The 4,476-nt window shown below is 71.1% G+C and carries 3 protein-coding genes; 1 reads left to right on the top strand and 2 read right to left on the bottom strand.

The window, feature by feature from the left end:
* On the bottom strand, positions 1 to 431 hold a 431-nt coding region (locus ACFVHB_RS35685; RefSeq protein WP_380330692.1), incomplete at its 3' end, for a leucine zipper domain-containing protein.
* Positions 432 to 601: 170 nt separating this feature from the next.
* Positions 602 to 1,591, bottom strand: a complete 990-nt coding sequence (locus ACFVHB_RS35680) for a tyrosine-protein phosphatase (RefSeq protein ID WP_380330689.1) — start codon at positions 1,589 to 1,591, stop codon at positions 602 to 604.
* Positions 1,592 to 2,003: 412 nt separating this feature from the next.
* Between ACFVHB_RS35680 and ACFVHB_RS35675 the strand changes: the two genes are divergently transcribed.
* Positions 2,004 to 4,364 carry a hypothetical protein gene (locus ACFVHB_RS35675; RefSeq protein WP_380330686.1) on the top strand — a complete coding sequence of 787 codons (2,361 nt, stop codon included), beginning with the start codon at positions 2,004 to 2,006 and terminating at the stop codon, positions 4,362 to 4,364.
* Positions 4,365 to 4,476 lie beyond the last annotated feature (112 nt).

Genomic DNA, 4,476 nt, shown 5'->3' with positions numbered 1-4,476 from the left:
TTTTTGATGTCGACGTGGACCAGCTCGCCCGGTGCGGCGCGTTCGTAGCGCCGCACCGGGCATCCCGTGGCGCGGTCGAGGTGCGAGAGGCGGGCCAGCCGGTAGCGGACCAGGACCCGGTGGACGGTGGCCGGGTTCAGACGGAGCAGGTAGGCGATGCGCGCCGGTCCCCACCGGCGCAGGACACGGACCTTGACTATCCGCCGCTCGGTACGGGCCGGCAGCCGACGCGGATTGCGGTGCGGCCGCGAGGACCGGTCGCTCATGCCGCCCTCGCCCAGGACGCGGTAGCGGTCCGCCCAGCGTTTGGCCGTTGTGGGCGAGACCTGGAAACGCTCGGCGGCCCGCCGCAGTGGCCAGCCGTCCTCGACCACGCAGCGGGCCAGACGCAGGCGGCCGGTCTCGGTCAGCGGTGCGTTACGGTGTGGCATGAGGGCCTCTCTGGGAGCCGGTGCAGATGTCGCAATCCACACCGAGCCAGAAGGCCCTCACTCATTTCAAGATCACGCCGCCATGAGCTCTGTCACCAACCTCCGTGGTCAGTACAGCTAGGGCACGCCCCCGGGGGCCGGTGAGGGCCCGGAAGGCGGCCCAGGGGCCGCTACCGGTCCTCCAGGAGGTTGGCCCGCAGGCCGGCCAGCACGTCGTCGTCCAGCCCGAGCCCGTCCTGCCAGAACTTCTCGAAGGTCACCCAGCCGGCCGTGACCTCCTCGAAGGCCGCCTCCAGGTAGTCGCGCTCCGCCCGGAAGACCGGGAGCAGCAGCTCCGGCTCCCGCATCAGACCGCGGGTGCCGAAGCTGTCGACCACGTTCTCGACGATCGCGGCGGACCGCTCGTTGGTGAGCAGGTAGTCGGCGAAGACGGTGTCGCGGTCCACCCCGAGGGCGGTCAGCAGGATCGCCGCCGTCCAGCCGGTGCGGTCCTTCCCCGCCGAGCAGTGGAACAGCAGCGGCGGGCCGTCCGGCGCGGCCAGCAGGCGCAGCACGGTGGCGAAGCGCTCGCGCGCGACCGGGTCGGTGACGAACCAGCGGTAGAGGCCGGTCATCATCGCGGCGGCCTTGCCGTCGCCGAGCAGGGCCCGCTGCTTCTCCGGGCTGCGGTCGGCCAGGGCGTCGCGCAGCGCGACGTAGATGTCGAAGTCGGCGGCGAAGACCGGCAGGTGGTGCAGGGTCATGCCGTCCGGGGTGGCGCGCTCCACGGTGATCGGCGAGGCCGACAGCTCGGCGGCCGCGATCGCGGCGACCGGCAGGCCGGGGACCCGGTCCGGGCCGGCCTCGCGGACCTCGTCGAGGCTGCGCAGGTCGACCACCTGGCGCAGGCCGAGCGCCCCGAGCAGCCCGAGGTCCTCGTCGGTGAGCCGGTTGAGGCCGTCGCTGCGCAGGGCGACGCCGTGCCGCAGCACCCGGCCGTCGGCGGTCCGGTAGCCGCCGAGGTCGCGGGCGTTGACGGCGCCGCGCAGGCCGAGACTCCGGGCCGCCACCCCGTCGGCCTCCCCGAGGGCCTTCCCGCCCTTCCCGGTGGTCTCCGCCGGCGTCTGCGCGGCTTTCCGGATGGCCTGGATAGCGGCGGTCTCGGTCTGCTGCTCGGTCACGCGGTGGCCTCCATTGGATATTCGGACTGTGACGTGACACAACCCTGCGCGATATTGCATGAACCTGCCCGACGGAACAGGGGGATGTGCAAGGGTGTCATGCGCAACGCCGCCAGTGTAGGGCGCGCCGCTCCCGCACCGGCCGTACGGTCGGTGACCAGCGGTAACGCTCAGGGTCCGGTTTTAATTTTCAATTCATTATTTGCGCATCGGGTGCACTTCCCGCCACAATCAGCGCCTTCATGGCATCACCATGAACGTTGGTAACAGATTCGCTGCACTCCCGCCCATTTGGTCCCAATCGGTGCGGAGTCTCCACCAGGATGGGCGCCGGGCAGCCTGCTGCCCGCGAACAGCGACAGGGCAGGAAAGCGCCGAGCAGCGGAGCGCCCTGCCCAGGGGAGGAACACACATGGGTCGAGCGACCCGAAGAGTTGCCGCCTGCGCGGCAGCAGTCCTGCTGGCCGGCGGCCTGCAGTCGTCCCTCGCACACGGTGCCGTGTCGGCTCCCAGGATCGACCTGACGGTCCTGGTGATCAGCGACGGCGGCCCTGCGACGGCGGCCATCGCCGCCGAGCTGAAGAGCCAGGGCACCCCGTACAAGGTCGTCGACCTCAACGACGCCAACCGCCCGGTCATCGACGCCGCCTTCCTCAGCGACACCGTCAACGGGCAGCCGCGAGGCAAGTTCCAGGGCATCGTGATGCCCAACAACAACCCGTTCGCCGCCGGCTCCGCCGAGATGACGGCCCTCGCCACCTACGAGGCCGCGTTCGGCGTCCGCCAGGTCGACGCGTACACCTACGCCCAGCCGGACGTCGGCCTGAACTGGGCGGTCAACCCGGGCTACATGGGCAAGCTGGACGGCGTCCAGGCCCAGGTCACCGGCGCCGGCCTGGCCGGCCCGTTCGGCTACCTCAAGGGCGCCGTCCCGTTCGAGGACAACGACCCGGGCGTGGACGAGAGCTACGGCTACCTGGCCACGCCGCTGGCCTCGCTGCCGGCGGGCGCCACGTTCACGCCGCTGGTGGAGGCCCCGATCCCGGGCTCCACCGCGAACGGCTCGCTGGTCGGCGAGTACGCCCACGACGGCCGCAAGGAACTGGTCGTCACCTTCGTCTACAACCAGTACCAGCAGCAGTACCGGCTGCTGGCGCGCGGCATCGTCGACTGGATCACCCAGGGCGTCCACCTCGGGTACGACCGCAACTACTTCGCGGCCCACGTCGACGACGTCTTCCTGGCCGACGACCGCTGGGACACCGTGCTGAAGTGCACCCCCGGCGACGTCACCTGCCCGCCCGGCACCCCGGAGACGGCCAACCCGATCCGGATGACCCAGGCGGACGCGCAGTACGCCAAGCAGTGGCAGGCCGCCAACAACTTCACCATGGACATGGTGTTCAACGGCGGCGGCAGCGAGGACTGGAAGGCCGACCACTCGGTCACCACCGACCCGGTGGTGGACCAGATGGTCGCCGACCAGAGCAGCTACCGGTGGGTCAACCACACCTACACGCACCCGTACCTGGGCTGCCTGCAGGACGTCTCGGTGGTGCCGTGGAAGTGCACCAAGGACGGCGCCGGCAACACCGTCTGGATCGACCAGGCCACCATCACGTCCCAGATCAAGAACAACATCGACTGGGCCGCGGCGCACGGGCTGGGCATCGACAAGACCGAGCTGGTCACCGGCGAGCACTCCGGCCTGCTGACCGCCCCGCAGGAGACCAGCGACAACCCGTACCTGGCGCCCTCGCTGGTGACCAACGGGGTCAAGTGGCTGGCCAGCGACGCCTCCCGCGAGAGCGGCCAGCGGTCCGTCGGCTCGTCCACGCTGACCGTCCCGCGGTACCCGATGAACGTCTTCTACAACGCCGGCACGGCGAAGGAGGAGACCGACGAGTACAACTGGATCTACACCAGCGTGGCCAACGGCGGCAGCGGCGTCTGCGAGAGCAACGCCAACTCCACCTGCCTGCCGGCGCCGCTGAACGTCAACACCGGCTACCAGTCGTACATCGTGCCGCTGGAGGCCCGGATCGACCTCGGCCACGTGCTGAGCAACGACCCGCGGCCGCACTTCATCCACCAGTCGAACCTGTCCGAGGACCGGATCGTCTACCCGGTGCTGGAGAAGATCCTCTCCACCTACCGCGGACTGCACGCCGACAACGCCCCGATCGTGAACCTGCCGCAGAAGGAGATCGGCGCCGAGTTCCAGCGCCGCGCGGCCTGGAACGCGGCCCTGGCCTCCGGTCAGGTCACCGCGTACCGGGTCGGCGACACCGTGACGGTGAGCGCCCCGGCCGGTGTTCAGATCCAGGCCACCATGCCGACCGGTACCACTCAGAAGCTGTCCATCGGATCCACCGCCTTCGGTACCGCTTACGCCGGTACGCTTTCGGGCTGGGTGAAGCCGGCGCAGCTGCAGAGCAGCGTCACGCTGAAGCTGCCCGCGGCCGCCGCCCCGGCGACCGCGACGGTCGCGCCCAGCGTCGCCGCCAACTCGGTGACCGCCCCGGCGCCGGCCGACAAGAAGGTCGTCCCGCAGGGCACCGTCGACGCCGTCCCGGCCGGTCCGGGCGACACCGCGCGGACCGACGCGCCGGTGCTCGTCCCCGGCAGCGGGGCACCGGTGGCCGGCAAGGGCGCCACCACCGGCAAGAGCACCACCCCGGGCACCGCCAAGGGCGGCGCCCAGACCGGCAAGGCCTCCGGGGGGAAGGCCGACCCGGCCAAGAAGACCGCCGGCCAGACCGGCACCCGCTAGACAGGTGACACGGTGGTGGGGGCGGGCCGTCCCCCCCCCCCCCCCCCCCCCCCCCGCCCCCCGCGGCCGCGCCGCGGCCATGTCACCACATCACGAGGCGCGGAGCCAAGAG

It is taken from the genome of Kitasatospora sp. NPDC127111 (assembly GCF_042677465.1).
In the GTDB taxonomy this organism is placed as follows: domain Bacteria; phylum Actinomycetota; class Actinomycetes; order Streptomycetales; family Streptomycetaceae; genus Kitasatospora.
Note: the sequence above shows the minus strand (reverse complement) of the source record. Positions and strands in the feature narration are given on the sequence as shown.